Raw genomic sequence first — 11,927 nt, 5'->3', positions numbered from 1 at the left:
CCCAAGGCTTGTCCACAGTCGCTGTGGGTAACTTCCCGCGTCAGGCGTTACCCGCCGCCTGCATCGGACCCGACCACGGTTCCGCGTCCAGCTGGAAACGCAGCTCCTGATACTCGCCATCCACGGCGACGGAGCGCAGCAAGCCGGCGTCCATGGCCTGGCCCAGGGCACGGCGGCACAGGGTTTCGGGATCGTCCGGCAGCGATTGGAAGACGCCATCGGGAATGCGCAGGCGCAAGAGCGCCTGGGGATCACCGCGTTCCGCAGGCCGGCCGATATGGATATGGGCGGGATAACCGTGCGGGCACCAGATGCCCACGTGGTACTTGCCTTCAGCGCCGGTGTCGGCGACGTAACCAGGATGATCGTATTTTGCGGTACCCATGGACCCTCCTCGAGTGCGGCGAACTAGCGCGCGTGACCCATGGTAGCTCAGCGTCGCCGCGCTGTGCGGCTGGCAACACTCGGGAAACTCCGGGCTGGAACAAAGGATTGACCCAGGGCAAGTCCTGGTCGAAAAAAAGACGAAAAAAAGCCGCGATGGGAATCGCGGCTTGTTCTCTTGAAACTGGTTGCGGGGGCAGGATTTGAACCTACGACCTTCGGGTTATGAGCCCGACGAGCTGCCAGACTGCTCCACCCCGCGTCTGATGTGTGAATCATACCTCATTTTGAAATCTTGTGCAGCGCACCCAGGCGATTATTCGTGTTTTTTGCCCCATTCGTGCGAAAAATATTCGCCGCGAGGCGGAAAAACCGGTCCAAGGGCCCAGGAACGTCCAGACAAATCACTTCGGCCGAGCGAATTGCCGTTACCTGCACCACCCCGCCATAGCCCACCCCATGCGCCTCGCCCGCGTTGACCCGGGCGGACACCGGTAAACCCAGGCCACCCGCGGCTTGGGCGCCAGTCGAGGTCTCCTGCACGTGCATGCTGCCGGCCACGCATACCAGGGTGGCCCCGGCTCGCAGCGCCAGTTGCCGGCTCGCGCCGGCGGCGATTTCCAGGCGACGGGCCAGGGGTTGGGCATAAAGTTCGGCATTCATGATGATCTCCAGTCGGACCATCACAGGCTACGCGTGCCCTGCTTTGCGCAACAGCCACACTCCGAACCTTTCTGTACCGATGCAGATGCTCGATTTTGGCGCTGTTATGGTGTACTTTTCATCAATCTGTGCCTACCCTCATTCCAACCTCGGGGAGCATGATCGGCGCATGGACCCACAACCGCTGTACCTACGCCTGGCGAACCATTACCGGCGCGCCATCCAGACGGGCGTGCTGGCTCCGGCCCAGCGCATGCCCTCGGTGCGCACGCTGGTGCGCACCCATCACGTCAGCCTGTCCACCGCGCTGCAAGCCTGCCGCCAGCTGGAAGACGACGGGCTGATCGAAGCCCGGCCCCGTTCGGGCTATTTCGTCCTGCACCCTCGGCGCAACAGCATTCCCCCAGTCAACGAGCCCGACATCCGGCAGACGCTAGGGGCGGCGCAATACGTAGGTATTCATGACCGCGTCTCGGACTTCATCGCCAAATGCGAAGCCCACCCCGTCAGCGCCAATTTCGCGCTGGCCGCGGCGGTGCCCGAGGCCTATCCGATGGAAGAGCTCAAGCAGGCGATGACGCGCGCCCTGCGCATGACGCCGCAGGTGCTGGTCAGCCCCGTTCCGCCACAGGGCCACCCGGAGCTGCGCACGGTACTGGCGCGCCGGGCGCTGGCCAACGGCATCAATGCCACGCCCGACGACGTCATCGTCACGCACGGCTGCATCGAGGCCCTGAACCTGGCGCTGCGCGCGGTCGCCCGGCCCGGCGACACCATCGCCGTCGAATCGCCGACCTACTTTGGCCTGCTGCAGATCCTGGAAAGTCTGGGCATGCGGGCGCTTGAGATTCCCACCAGTCCGCAGAACGGCCTGTCCATCGAGGCGCTGGACCTGGCGTTCCAGACGCACGGAAACATCCGCGCGGTCGTGGTGGTACCCAATTTCCAGAACCCGCTGGGCTGCGTGATGCCCGATGCCGAAAAGGCCCGGCTGGTGGCGCTGTGCGAACGCCAGCAAGTGCCGCTGATCGAAGACGACACCTATGGCGCGCTGACCGACGACGACACGCCGCTGGCCGCGGCCAAATCCTGGGACGCGACCGGCAACGTCATCTATTGCTCTTCCATGCACAAGACCTTGGCACCGGGCATGCGCCTGGGCTGGTTGCTGGGGGGCCGCTGGAAGGCCCGCATCGCCATGCTGAAGTTTGCGCAAAGCCGCCCCAACGAACCCTTGGCGCAGATCGCCGTGGCCGAATTCATGGGGTCGCGCGCCTATGACCGGCATTTGGCGCGGCTGCGCCGGCAATTGAAGGTCCAGCGCGATCAGACGGCCGAAGCCATCGCCGCGCACTTCCCTCGCGGCACCCGCCTGAGCATGCCGCAAGGCGGCATGCTGCTGTGGGTAGAGATGCCCGGCGGCCGCTCGGGCATGGAGGTCTTCGAGGCCGCGTTGCAAGAGGGCATTCGAGTCGCGCCCGGCGCGATGTTCTCTAACGGCACGCGCTACAACCACTTCCTGCGGATCAGCTGCGGCCAGCGCACCACACCCGAAATCTCTCGCGCGTTGCAGACCTTGGCACGCATCGTCGGCGAGCGCGGGGGATGAATCCGGCACTGCACCAGTTCATCGTCGACTACGGCTTATGGGCTGTACTCGGCGGCACGTTCCTCGAAGGCGAAAGCGTGGTGGTGTTCGCCGGTTTCCTGGCGCACCAGCATCTGCTGCATCTGCCCTACGTGATGCTGTGCGCCTTCGCTGGATCCTTCGTAGCCGACCAGTTGCTGTTCTTTCTGGGCCGCCGCTATCGCGACCACCGGCTGGTGCGGCGCATCCGCGAAAAGCCCGCCTTCGAGCGCGCCCTGGCCTTGGTCGACCGCTACCCGCACGGCTTCATCCTGAGCCTGCGCTTCCTGTATGGCCTGCGTACCGTCGGCCCGGTGGCATTGGGCATGTCGCGCGTACCGCCGCTGCGCTTTTTGGTGCTGAACGCAATTGCAGCGGTGATCTGGGCGGTGTGTTTCAGCCTGCTGGGCTACGCCTTCGGGCAAACCATCGAATCCCTGCTGGGACGCCTGCACGGCGTGGAAACCAAGCTGGCGGTGGCCGCCGTGATCGGCGTGGTGATCGGGCTGGCGTATCACCTGATCGCCAGGCGGCGACGCTAAGCCGCCGTCAACAGACGACGCGGCCGCTCGCGTGCAGCACGTGCCGCCGCCGAGCCTTGCGGTACCAGCCGCCGATCAGCGGCAGCAGCGCCAGGCGGCGCAGGATGGGATGGCGCTGGTCAAAGTCGTGCCAGGCCTTGAAGCCATGCCCCATGCGCTCCCAGCTCTGGCGCGCTTCGGGAGTGAGTTTGCCGGGGTCGAACGCCGCCAGCTTTGCCGCTTCCGAGACACGGGCCAACATGGCCGGGCCCCGGGGTTCCAATCGATACTGATTCCGCATGGGGCCGCATATTACCCGGCTTGCGGCGTCCCGCGTAGGACATTGAAACAGGCGCCCGAAAAGCGCAAAAGGAGCCACCTTTGACCGCCCCTTCCAAGCCCTTGTAATTAAAGGAAATTGCGGATCTATGCGCGCACTATCCCAAGGCTTGTCCACAGAAGCTGTGGGTAACTTCCTGCTTGCGACGCCCTACTTCAATGCGGTCGCGATCATATCGCGCACGCTTTCGAAACCCGCCACGTACTGCGGATTCTCGGAGCGGGCCAGCAGGCTGGAATAGTTCTGCTCCAGCTGCGCCTCGATCGCTTCGCGCAGCCCCGGCGAGGCCTTGACCAGATGCAGCATCGACAGCAAGGTCGAATTCAGCGCATCGATGCGGCCGCCCTGATGCGAAATGGTGTGCACGATGACGGCGATTTGTTCCTGGATGTCCATGTGTAGCCTCCTGGCATTGATAATCGGCGCAAATCCTAGCATGGCGCCCGCTCGGCCAGCCGAGCCAGCGCTAGGCAAGCGCCACGCGCCGCGCTAGCATCAAGCGTAGCCGCAAGGGCATCGCGGCGCACGCCCCCGGCCCTATCCACGGCGCCCCGGGCCACCGGAGCGCGCTCATGAAGACGATCCAGCATTACGCCCCCCCGGACCCCCAGTCCCTGCAACGGCTGCAGGACCGCCTGGGCTACAGCGACGCACGCATGGCGGAACTGGCCGGACTGGACGCGGCCACCCCGTGGCCCAGCTATGCCGGCGGCCCCGAGCCCCGCCAACTGGGCCGGCAGCGTCTGTTCTATATGATGGCCCGCCTGACGCTGGACGAGCAGGACTGGCAGAAGGTGCTGGCCGCCATGCGCGAGGCCGGCGCCCATTTCGACTACGAAGACCCGCTGGCCGGCGAGGTGCCGCCCGCGCCGGAGCCGGAGCCCGACGAGGAGCGCAAATTCGGCATGCTGCTCGTCAGCCGCAACGGCGCCTTCCACGAAATGGAACAGCTGCGCGAGTTCGCGCATTTCGCCCACGAGTCCGACGTCAGCCGCTTCGTGCACACCGTGTTCTACGACAGCGACATCGACCTGTGCCGCTTCCGCTTTGCCGATCACGACGGGCTGGACGCCGCCAGCCGCGACCGCATCTTCGACGCCGCGCACAAAACAATCACCCGCTTCGAGTTCGACGGCCGCATCTATCATGGTGGGATACCGCCGGAATCCGACGGCTAGGCCGCACGTCCCGCCCTGGCGCCTGTCCACGCGCATTGACGCGGGCATGCCGGCGCCTGTACCGTCGGCACTCTCCTTCCCGCCCTGTGCCCACCGCATGAACGAACGACTCGACGCCATCGACCGGCAACTGCTCAGCCTGCTTTCCGCCAACGCGCGGGAACCCGCTGCCATCCTGGCGCGCAAGCTGGGGCTGGCCCGCACCACGGTGGTGGCTCGCATCGCCCGGCTGGAACGCGAGCACATCGTCTCGGGCTATGGCGTGCGCCTGGGCCGCCTCTTGGAAGAGGCAGCCGTGCGCGCGTACTGCTTCATCAGCGTGTTGCCCAAGACGCCCGCCGCCGTCATCCGCGAGCTGGAGCGCATGCCGGAAGTGGAGGAAGTGTCTTCCGTCAGCGGCCCGTACGACTATCTGATCTTCCTGCGTTGCGAAACCCATGAACAACTGGACGAACTGCTGGACCGCATCGGCCTGATCGATGGCGTCAAGCAGACGCAGACGTCGATCGTCCTGAGCCGTAAAGTGGACCGACGCAGCGCGGTCGCCGCGCCCTGACGCGCCGGCCTCGTGCCCCCGCCTTTTCTCGCGGCCCGACATGGTGTTGTAATGGCGGATAACGAGATTCCTGGACGACCCATGCTTGCACGCCTTGCCCCCGCCGCCGCCCTGCTGACCTTGCTTGCTGCCTGCTCCAGCATGAGCGAGGTCACGTCCGTCGACAAGAACACGTACAGCGTCACGTACAGTTCGGGCACGCAGCTGCTGACCTGGGTTGAACTGAAGAACCAGACGCTGCAACGTGCCGACCAGTATTGCCAATCCATCGGCCGCAAGCTGCAGAAGCCGAAGGTGACGTCCAACCATGCGACGGGCCTGGGCTCCAAGCGCGCGACGGTCACGTTCGAATGCGGCGTCATCGATCCTCCTAAAGACAAAGCATCGTGAACGCTCTCCTGCCCGTGGGAATCACCATGGGCGATGCCGCCGGCATCGGCCCCGAAATCGTCGTCAAAGCCTATGCGCAAGGCCTGAACGCGCCTTGCGTCGTGTATGGCGACACCGGTGCGTTGCGCCGCGCCGCAGCCCAACTGGGCGCGCGCCTGGACATCGTTGAAGTGCCCGACGTGGGCGAGGCCCGGTTGGATGCCGGCCGCATCAACGTCATCGCCTGTAGCCCGGCGCTGCCTGCCGACCTGCCCGCCGGGCAGATCAGCGCCGCCGCCGGACGGGGCGCCTATGACTACGTGTGCGCCGCCATCGACGATGCGCAGGCCGGCCGTATCCGGGCGATCGTCACGGCGCCGCTGAACAAGAAGTCCATGCACGAAGCGGGCATCGACTACCCAGGCCATACCGAGATCCTGGCCGAGCGTTCGGCCACGCAGGACTTCGCCATGATGTTGGCCAACGACGAACTGCGCGTGCTGCTGGTCACCATCCACGTGGCGCTGGCGGACGTCATCGCCCGCATCACGCCCGACGCTGAACTGACCGCCATGCGGCTGGCCGACCGCGCCTGCCGGCAGATGGGCATCGAAAAGCCCCGGGTGGCGGTGGCAGGCCTGAACCCGCATGCCGGCGAAGGCGGCAAGTTCGGCCGTGAAGACATCGACATCATCGAACCCGCCATCGCCCGCGCGCGCGCCGAAGGCATCGACGCCAGCGGCCCGTGGCCCGGCGACACCATCTTCATGCGCGCCCGCCGGGGCGAATTCGACATCGTCGTGGCGCAATACCACGACCAGGGCCTGATCCCGGTCAAGTACCTGGGGCTGGACCATGGCGTGAACGTCACGGTGGGCCTGCCTTTCGTGCGCACCAGCGTCGACCACGGCACCGCTTTCGACATTGCCGGCCGCGGCGTGGCCGACCAGGCTTCGCTGGTCGCCGCTTTCGATCTGGCGCTGGCCATGACGCCCCAGGACCCGGGCTAGGCACCGCTCAATGGCAACGGCCCCTAGGGCCTGACCGGACACGGGACTACAATACGCCCCGTTTCCAGCGCCCCTTCGCGCGCCGCCGCTTTTCCGACTTGCCCTTTACCCCTCCATGTCACGCCTTGCCCGCCTTCTGCCCGACCGCTTCACCCTCTACCTGATCTGCACCGTCATCATCGCCAGCATCGTGCCCGCGCACGGGCAAGGCGTCGTGATATTCGGCTGGATCACCAACATCGCCGTCGGCCTCCTGTTCTTCCTGCACGGGGCGCGCCTGTCCCGCGAGGCCATCATCGCGGGCCTGACGCACTGGAAGCTGCACCTGACGATCTTCTCGGCCACGTTCCTGATGTTTCCGCTGCTGGGCCTGGCCCTCAAGCCGGTGCTGGAACCGCTGGTGACGCCCGAGCTGTACCTGGGCATCCTGTTCCTGTGCTGCCTGCCGGCCACGGTGCAGTCCGCCATCGCGTTCACGTCCATGGCGCGCGGCAACGTGCCTGCCGCCGTGTGCAGCGCGTCGGCCTCCAGCCTGCTGGGCATCTTCCTGACCCCGCTGCTGGTGGGCACGGTCGTGGCCAACGCCGGCAGCGCACCGATCTCGTTCGACGCGGTCGGCAAGATCATGCTGCAACTGCTGCTGCCCTTCGTGCTGGGCCAGTTCGCCCGCCGCTGGATCGGCGCCTGGGTGCACAAGCGCAAGGCGATGCTGAAGTTCGTCGACCAGGGCTCGATCCTGCTGGTCGTCTACACGGCGTTCTCCGAGGCCATCAATGAAGGCCTGTGGAGCACCACGCCCATCCCCGCGCTCGTCGGCCTGGTGGTGTGCTGCGCCGTGATCCTGGCGCTGGCGCTGGGCCTGTCGGCAGTGGCCGGCAAGCTGCTGGGCTTCAATGTGGAAGACCGCATTACCCTGCTCTTCTGCGGTTCGAAAAAGAGCCTGGCCAGCGGCATCCCGATGGCGCAGGTGCTGTTCGCCGGCCATGCGGTCGGCGCCATCGTGCTGCCCCTGATGCTGTTCCACCAGATCCAGTTGATGGTGTGCGGCGTCCTGGCCGCCCGCTACGGCAAGCGCCCGGAAGCCGACGGCTGAAGCCTTGCCCAGCATAAAAAAACCGCGCCGTAGCGCGGTTTTTTTTGGGGCGCCGTCGGCGCGTCAGTACATGTCGCGCGGTTGCGCGCCCGAGAAGTTCAAGAAGCGCGTGCTGGAGCCCTGGAACGTCAGTCGCACCGTACCGATCGGCCCGTTACGCTGTTTGCCGATGATGATCTCGGCCGTGCCCTTGTCCGGCGAATCGGGGTTGTAGACCTCGTCGCGGTAGATGAACAGGATCACGTCCGCGTCCTGTTCGATAGCGCCGGATTCGCGCAGATCGCTCATCACGGGGCGCTTGTTGGGGCGCTGTTCCAGGCTTCGGTTCAGCTGCGACAACGCGATCAGCGGGCAGTTCAGTTCCTTGGCCAGGCCCTTGAGCGAGCGGCTGATTTCCGACACTTCGGTCGCCCGGTTTTCACCGGAGCCGTTGCCCGACATCAGTTGCAGGTAGTCGATGATGATCAGGCCCAGCTGGCCGCATTGGCGGGCCAGACGGCGCGTGCGCGCGCGCACTTCCATCGGGCTCAACGCAGGCGTCTCGTCGATGTAGACCTGCGCGTCCTGCATAAGCTGCACCGCGTGCGTCACGCGGGGCCAGTCGTCGGCGATGAGCTTGCCGGTACGCATGCGGTGCTGGTCCAGCAGGCCGACCGACCCCAGCATACGCATCGCCAACTGCACCGCGCCCATTTCCATCGAGAACACGGCAACGGGCAGGCCCTGCTCGATGGCCACGTGTTCACCGATGTTCATTGAGAACGAGGTCTTGCCCATGGACGGGCGGCCGGCCACGATGATGAGGTCTCCGCCCTGCATGCCGGACGTCATCTTGTCCAGGTCGGTGAAGCCCGTGGGCACGCCAGTGACGTCCGAACTGCCTTCGCGGTGGTAGAGCTCGTCGATACGCTCGACGACCTGCGTCAGCAGCGGCTGGATCTCCTGGAAGCCCGCAGCGCCGCGCGAGCCTTCCTGGGCGATCTTGAACACCTTGGATTCCGCTTCGTCCAGCAGCTGGCGCGCTTCCTTGCCCTGCGGATTCAACGCTGCCGAAGAGATCTCGTCGGCGATCGACACCAGCTTACGCAACATGGCGCGCTCGCGCACGATTTCCGCGTAGCGGCGGATGTTCGCGGCCGACGGCGTGTTGTGCGCCAGCGCGTTCAGATACGCCAGGCCGCCGGAATCCTCGGCCTTGCCGGCGCTGATCAGCGATTCATTGACCGTGATGACGTCTGCGGGGCGCGCCAGCCCGATGAGCCGCGCAATGTGGTGCCAGATCAGCCGGTGGTCATGGCGGTAGAAGTCTTCTTCGACCAGCACGTCGGCGATGCGGTCCCACGCAGTGTTGTCCAGCAGCAGGCCGCCCAGAACCGACTGCTCCGCCTCAATGGAATGGGGAGGAACGCGCAGGTATTCAAGCTGGGGATCGGCAGGTGTGTTCATAACTTCAATAGTAACGGCTGCAAGATATCGGCAGCGCGGAAAAAGCCTTGGATGTCGCGCGACGGCAAACGGCGCAACAGGGGCCGCAAGGGCGTCGCCACGCCGCACAGGACGCGCGCCAGGCGCGTCAGGCGGGCTTTGACCTCGGGGTCGGGGTTGCTCTCGAGGTAGACGTCAAGCGCCAGTTTACCCAGGGCCAGGGCCACATCGTCGGGCAACTTACGCAAAGACACCAGCGAGGCCAGCATCTGGAACAGATCGTACGCCTGGGCCAGCGGCCGGGACAACGTAGACCCGATGTTCTCTTCGAAATCGATACGCCACAGCTCGCCATCGCGCAGCGTGACGTTGCGGATCTGCGCGCCGCCATGCCACATGCCGCGGGCGTGGAACGCCGCCAGGTCGGTGGCAGCCGCACGGGTGAGCCACAGCTGCGAGGTGGAATCCTCGTTGCGGATCAGGTCGGCCAGGTCTTCGCCCACGTACTCCAGGACCAGCAGGCCCTGCTCTTGCCACCACACTTCGGGCACCCGGCAACCGGCCTGCAACAGCATCGCCAGGCGCTGGGCCTCGTGCGTCAGGCCGTTGCGCAGCAGCACGCCGGGGCGCGGAAATTCGCCCAGGAACAGCTTGCAGCCCACGCCCAGCAGAAAGGCCCGGACGTAGCGCAGCGCATAGGCGACGCCGCGGCCAAAGCTCGGGCGGCGGCGCTTGATGATGCAGCGTACGCCATCGATCGTCACGTCCCGCACGGAGGGTTCACGCGAGGCATCCACGCTGTCGAGCCAGGCGCGCAGGCCGGGCGGCGCGTTGTGATGAACGGGCGGCTGAGTCAAAGGGTCCTCGGTACAAAACAATGACGCGCTTCTTGCGCAATGCCCGAAAGGCTACACGCAATGACGGCGGGGCAAAAAGAAAAAAAGCCGGCGCGCGGGCCGGCTTCTTTGTACTGCGGGTACCGGCTTAGGACAGTTCGCCTTCAACCAGGACCGTGACGTCGACGAGAACGTCAGCGTGCAGGGCGACCTGGATCGGGAACTCGCCGATCGACTTCAGCTGGCCATTGGGCAGACGCACTTGCGCCTTTTCAATGCCTTCGAAACCGGCCTTCTTCAACGCGTCGGCGATGTCGGCATTGGTGACCGAACCGAACAGGCGGCCGTCAACACCAGCCTTCTGAGCGATCTTCAGCTGGAAGCCGGAGACGCGCTCGCCCAGAGCTTGGGCGGCGGCCAGCTTTTCAGCCTGGACCTTTTCCAGCTCGGCGCGGCGAGCTTCGAATTCCTTCAGCGCGGCGTCGGTAGCACGACGAGCCTTGCGCTGGGGAATCAGGAAGTTGCGGGCGTAACCATCACGCACGCGAACGACTTCACCCAGGTTGCCCAGGTTGACGACTTTTTCGAGCAGAATAACTTGCATTTCAGTGCCCCGGATTAGTTGTGGTTGTCGGTGTAAGGCAACAGGGCCAGGAAGCGCGCGCGCTTGATGGCGGTGTCCAGCTGACGCTGGTAGATTGCCTTGGTGCCGGTCAGACGAGCCGGGATGATCTTGCCGTTTTCTTGCACGAAGTCGCGCAGGGTGTCCAGATCCTTGTAGTCGATCTCTTCGACGCCGGCTGCGGTGAAGCGGCAGAACTTACGACGCTTGAAGAGCGGGTTCTGCTGCGTGAATTTGCGTTTTTCTTTGCGTTTTCCGAAGAAAGCCATGATATGTGCCTCTATGTTTGAGGGGGCTTGGGGGTTATCGATAACCGGGCCAAACTTCCCATAACCTATCCGTATTCAGAAGGCGCTCTCGCACCTCTTGCTCATTCCCTTCAAGCCACCTGCGGATCGCGTCCTGCGCTGCCGCTGATCTTGCGTGCCTGCTGCAAATGCAGCTTGATCTTCACCGAGTCCTTGCGGGCGGGAGCCAAAAACCCCTGCACCAGCAATTCGGACCCTAACGCGGTGTTCTTCAACAGCATCGCCAGATCGCCCAGTGCCACGGCGGTAATCGTCAATTCAACGCGGCGCGGAAGGCCGGCTTCAATGACTTCCGATTCGTGTGCCAGCAGCATTTCCAGCGCTGGCAATCCGGCGGGAGTGTGGCGCAAAGGCTCGCATTCAAGAACGCGGGCGCTGAGTTCCAGCTTATTCATCCTGCCAGGCACCGAGGGGACTTCACGAGTGAGCTCTGCGTGAGCCCTGCTTACTCGGCCTGAGCCGGCGCTGCTTCAGCCGAAGCCTTACGGGCTTCTTCGCGCTCAACCGACTTCATCATGATCGAGGGCGTGGACTGAGCCTTCTTGGTCTTGATGACCAGGTGGCGCAGAACGGCGTCGTTGTAGCGGAACGAGTGTTCCAGCTCATCCAGCGTGGCTTGGCCGCACTCGATGTTCAGGCAAACGTAGTGAGCCTTGACGAGCTTCTGGATCGGGTAGGCCAGTTGACGGCGACCCCAGTCTTCCAGGCGGTGAACCGAGCCGCCTTGGCCCGTGACCAGCGCTTGGTAACGTTCGACCATGGCGGGCACTTGCTCGCTTTGGTCGGGGTGAACGATAAACACTACTTCGTAGTGACGCATGAGTAAAACTCCTTGAGGATGTCTCGCTGGCCAACCGTCCCGCACCCGCGCTTTCCATCATGGGTGTCGCGCCGTACCACCGCCACGGATCACGCCGTTTCAGGGTTTCAACACGTTAAGACGTCGGCCCGCAAGGGGCAGCCCGCTACCCAAAAACCATGGGCGGTCGAGCAAG

General features: G+C 64.8%; 17 protein-coding genes and 1 tRNA gene. 7 read left to right on the top strand and 11 right to left on the bottom strand.

Annotated elements, in window-relative coordinates; genetic code table 11:
• Positions 1-40: 40 nt before the first annotated feature.
• The 3 genes from CEY09_RS21710 to CEY09_RS21700 all read right to left on the bottom strand — a co-directional run bounded on the left by CEY09_RS21710 (position 41) and on the right by CEY09_RS21700 (position 1,047).
• Positions 41-385, bottom strand: coding sequence for a hypothetical protein (locus CEY09_RS21710; RefSeq protein WP_006225036.1), 345 nt, complete (start codon positions 383-385; stop codon positions 41-43).
• A gap of 184 nt (positions 386-569) precedes the next feature.
• A tRNA-Met gene (locus CEY09_RS21705) sits at positions 570-646 on the bottom strand.
• Positions 647-666: 20 nt separating this feature from the next.
• Positions 667-1,047 (bottom strand): hypothetical protein, encoded by a 381-nt coding sequence (locus tag CEY09_RS21700; RefSeq protein ID WP_234818370.1) that lies wholly within the window; start codon positions 1,045-1,047, stop codon positions 667-669.
• A 169-nt stretch (positions 1,048-1,216) separates the two neighbouring features.
• Here CEY09_RS21700 and CEY09_RS21695 point away from each other — a divergent pair, with 169 nt between their 5' ends.
• Positions 1,217-2,656 (top strand): aminotransferase-like domain-containing protein, encoded by a 1,440-nt coding sequence (locus CEY09_RS21695; protein ID WP_088590234.1) that lies wholly within the window; start codon positions 1,217-1,219, stop codon positions 2,654-2,656.
• The gene (locus CEY09_RS21690; protein ID WP_088590233.1) at positions 2,653-3,216 is read left to right on the top strand and encodes a DedA family protein; all 564 of its coding nucleotides are present in this window, start codon (positions 2,653-2,655) and stop codon (positions 3,214-3,216) included. Before CEY09_RS21695 ends, CEY09_RS21690 begins: the two co-directional genes overlap by 4 nt.
• A 7-nt stretch (positions 3,217-3,223) precedes the next feature.
• On the opposite strand, the gene CEY09_RS21685 is transcribed toward CEY09_RS21690, so the two are convergent.
• Both CEY09_RS21685 and CEY09_RS21680 read right to left on the bottom strand, forming a co-directional pair.
• Positions 3,224-3,457 carry a hypothetical protein gene (locus CEY09_RS21685; protein WP_006225040.1) on the bottom strand — a complete coding sequence of 78 codons (234 nt, stop codon included), beginning with the start codon at positions 3,455-3,457 and terminating at the stop codon, positions 3,224-3,226.
• Positions 3,458-3,685: 228 nt separating this feature from the next.
• A complete protein-coding gene (locus CEY09_RS21680; RefSeq protein WP_006225041.1) occupies positions 3,686-3,931 on the bottom strand; it encodes a hypothetical protein in 246 nt (81 codons plus the stop codon).
• Between the two features lie 176 nt (positions 3,932-4,107).
• On the opposite strand from CEY09_RS21680, the gene CEY09_RS21675 reads away from it, so the two are divergent.
• The 5 genes from CEY09_RS21675 to CEY09_RS21655 all read left to right on the top strand — a co-directional run bounded on the left by CEY09_RS21675 (position 4,108) and on the right by CEY09_RS21655 (position 7,741).
• A complete protein-coding gene (locus CEY09_RS21675; RefSeq protein WP_088590232.1) occupies positions 4,108-4,713 on the top strand; it encodes a hypothetical protein in 606 nt (201 codons plus the stop codon).
• Positions 4,714-4,810: 97 nt separating this feature from the next.
• Positions 4,811-5,269 (top strand): Lrp/AsnC family transcriptional regulator, encoded by a 459-nt coding sequence (locus tag CEY09_RS21670; protein WP_006225043.1) that lies wholly within the window; start codon positions 4,811-4,813, stop codon positions 5,267-5,269.
• A gap of 81 nt (positions 5,270-5,350) precedes the next feature.
• Positions 5,351-5,659: a hypothetical protein gene (locus CEY09_RS21665; protein WP_006225044.1), complete on the top strand. Its 309-nt coding sequence runs from the start codon at positions 5,351-5,353 to the stop codon at positions 5,657-5,659.
• The gene (pdxA, locus tag CEY09_RS21660) at positions 5,656-6,648 is read left to right on the top strand and encodes a 4-hydroxythreonine-4-phosphate dehydrogenase PdxA (RefSeq protein WP_088590231.1); all 993 of its coding nucleotides are present in this window, start codon (positions 5,656-5,658) and stop codon (positions 6,646-6,648) included. Before CEY09_RS21665 ends, pdxA begins: the two co-directional genes overlap by 4 nt.
• Before the next feature lie 115 nt (positions 6,649-6,763).
• Positions 6,764-7,741: a bile acid:sodium symporter family protein gene (locus tag CEY09_RS21655; RefSeq protein WP_006225046.1), complete on the top strand. Its 978-nt coding sequence runs from the start codon at positions 6,764-6,766 to the stop codon at positions 7,739-7,741.
• A gap of 63 nt (positions 7,742-7,804) precedes the next feature.
• Here the strand turns inward: CEY09_RS21655 and CEY09_RS21650 are convergent, their stop codons facing one another.
• The 6 genes from CEY09_RS21650 to rpsF all read right to left on the bottom strand — a co-directional run bounded on the left by CEY09_RS21650 (position 7,805) and on the right by rpsF (position 11,752).
• Entirely contained in the window at positions 7,805-9,187 is a 1,383-nt protein-coding gene (locus CEY09_RS21650; protein WP_006218311.1) for a replicative DNA helicase, read from the bottom strand.
• Entirely contained in the window at positions 9,184-10,023 is an 840-nt protein-coding gene (locus CEY09_RS21645; protein ID WP_006225047.1) for a BUD32 family EKC/KEOPS complex subunit, read from the bottom strand. Before CEY09_RS21645 ends, CEY09_RS21650 begins: the two co-directional genes overlap by 4 nt.
• 127 nt (positions 10,024-10,150) lie before the next feature.
• A complete protein-coding gene (gene rplI / locus CEY09_RS21640; protein WP_006225048.1) occupies positions 10,151-10,606 on the bottom strand; it encodes a 50S ribosomal protein L9 in 456 nt (151 codons plus the stop codon).
• Positions 10,607-10,620: 14 nt separating this feature from the next.
• Positions 10,621-10,893 (bottom strand): 30S ribosomal protein S18, encoded by a 273-nt coding sequence (rpsR, locus tag CEY09_RS21635; RefSeq protein WP_006218308.1) that lies wholly within the window; start codon positions 10,891-10,893, stop codon positions 10,621-10,623.
• Positions 10,894-11,003: 110 nt separating this feature from the next.
• Complete coding sequence (gene priB / locus CEY09_RS21630; protein ID WP_088590230.1) at positions 11,004-11,327, bottom strand: primosomal replication protein N; 324 nt, start codon at positions 11,325-11,327, stop codon at positions 11,004-11,006.
• Positions 11,328-11,377: 50 nt separating this feature from the next.
• Entirely contained in the window at positions 11,378-11,752 is a 375-nt protein-coding gene (rpsF, locus tag CEY09_RS21625) for a 30S ribosomal protein S6 (protein WP_006225050.1), read from the bottom strand.
• Positions 11,753-11,927 lie beyond the last annotated feature (175 nt).

It is taken from the genome of Achromobacter marplatensis (genome assembly GCF_002209535.1).
GTDB classification, from domain to species: domain Bacteria; phylum Pseudomonadota; class Gammaproteobacteria; order Burkholderiales; family Burkholderiaceae_B; genus Achromobacter; species Achromobacter marplatensis.
The sequence above is the reverse complement of the archived record's forward strand: the minus strand, read 5'-3'. Positions and strand labels throughout refer to the sequence as shown.

What these genes read in the sequence shown, in the direction of transcription:
- CEY09_RS21710 (WP_006225036.1), bottom strand. Translation starts at nt 385, where the DNA reads ATGGGTACCGCAAAATACGATCATCCTGGTTACGTCGCCGACACCGGC.
- CEY09_RS21700 (WP_234818370.1), bottom strand. Translation starts at nt 1,047, where the DNA reads ATGAATGCCGAACTTTATGCCCAACCCCTGGCCCGTCGCCTGGAAATC.
- CEY09_RS21695 (WP_088590234.1), top strand. Translation starts at nt 1,217, where the DNA reads ATGGACCCACAACCGCTGTACCTACGCCTGGCGAACCATTACCGGCGC.
- CEY09_RS21690 (WP_088590233.1), top strand. Translation starts at nt 2,653, where the DNA reads ATGAATCCGGCACTGCACCAGTTCATCGTCGACTACGGCTTATGGGCT.
- CEY09_RS21685 (WP_006225040.1), bottom strand. Translation starts at nt 3,457, where the DNA reads ATGTTGGCCCGTGTCTCGGAAGCGGCAAAGCTGGCGGCGTTCGACCCC.
- CEY09_RS21680 (WP_006225041.1), bottom strand. Translation starts at nt 3,931, where the DNA reads ATGGACATCCAGGAACAAATCGCCGTCATCGTGCACACCATTTCGCAT.
- CEY09_RS21675 (WP_088590232.1), top strand. Translation starts at nt 4,108, where the DNA reads ATGAAGACGATCCAGCATTACGCCCCCCCGGACCCCCAGTCCCTGCAA.
- CEY09_RS21670 (WP_006225043.1), top strand. Translation starts at nt 4,811, where the DNA reads ATGAACGAACGACTCGACGCCATCGACCGGCAACTGCTCAGCCTGCTT.
- CEY09_RS21665 (WP_006225044.1), top strand. Translation starts at nt 5,351, where the DNA reads ATGCTTGCACGCCTTGCCCCCGCCGCCGCCCTGCTGACCTTGCTTGCT.
- CEY09_RS21655 (WP_006225046.1), top strand. Translation starts at nt 6,764, where the DNA reads ATGTCACGCCTTGCCCGCCTTCTGCCCGACCGCTTCACCCTCTACCTG.
- CEY09_RS21650 (WP_006218311.1), bottom strand. Translation starts at nt 9,187, where the DNA reads ATGAACACACCTGCCGATCCCCAGCTTGAATACCTGCGCGTTCCTCCC.
- rplI (WP_006225048.1), bottom strand. Translation starts at nt 10,606, where the DNA reads ATGCAAGTTATTCTGCTCGAAAAAGTCGTCAACCTGGGCAACCTGGGT.
- rpsR (WP_006218308.1), bottom strand. Translation starts at nt 10,893, where the DNA reads ATGGCTTTCTTCGGAAAACGCAAAGAAAAACGCAAATTCACGCAGCAG.
- priB (WP_088590230.1), bottom strand. Translation starts at nt 11,327, where the DNA reads ATGAATAAGCTGGAACTCAGCGCCCGCGTTCTTGAATGCGAGCCTTTG.
- rpsF (WP_006225050.1), bottom strand. Translation starts at nt 11,752, where the DNA reads ATGCGTCACTACGAAGTAGTGTTTATCGTTCACCCCGACCAAAGCGAG.